This window comes from Pandoraea cepalis (genome assembly GCF_902459625.1).
GTDB lineage: Bacteria > Pseudomonadota > Gammaproteobacteria > Burkholderiales > Burkholderiaceae > Pandoraea > Pandoraea cepalis.
The window spans coordinates 1-620 of sequence record NZ_CABPRY010000032.1 but is presented as its reverse complement, the minus strand read 5'-3'; the positions used below and the strand labels follow the sequence as shown (position 1 = coordinate 620).

Annotated in this window: 1 protein-coding gene; it reads left to right on the top strand. The window is 61.0% G+C overall.

The genetic code is table 11. The annotated features are described in order from the left end of the window. Positions 1–579 (top strand): allantoicase (gene alc, locus PCE31107_RS23260; protein ID WP_150610800.1); only part of this gene is annotated, 579 nt, incomplete at its 5' end. Positions 580–620 lie beyond the last annotated feature (41 nt).

Here is a 620-nt window from a genome sequence, read left to right as displayed (position 1 = left end):
GCGGTGACCCATGTGCGAGTGAACCTGTACCCCGATGGTGGTCTGGCGCGTTTGCGCGTGTATGGCTTGCCGCAGAGCGATTGGGCGCGACGCTCGCGTGACGAGTTGATCGACCTGATCGCGATGGAGAATGGCGGTTACGTCGTGGCGGCGAACAACCAGCATTTCGGCATGGCGTCGAACCTGTTGATGCCGGGCCGAGGGGTGAACATGGGGGATGGGTGGGAGACGCGTCGACGTCGTGAGCCGGGTAACGACTGGGCGATCATTGCGCTGGCGCAGCCGGGCGAGATTGCCAAGATCGAAGTGGACACGGCGCACTTCAAGGGCAACTTCCCGGACCGTTGTTCCATTCAGGCGGCGTATGTGACGGGTGGCACCGAGCAGTCCTTGATTACGCAGTCGATGTTCTGGCCCGAGCTGTTGCCGGAGCAGAAATTAGCGATGGACAAGCAATTCGGCTTTGAGGAGCAGGTACAGAAGCTGGGGGCGATCACGCACATTCGCTTCAACATCATTCCGGACGGGGGTGTATCGCGTTTGCGGTTGTGGGGCCGGTTGAGCGAAAAGAAAGCGTAAGCGTGAATGAATCCCTCTCGCGCCCGGCAGGGCGTGCGAGA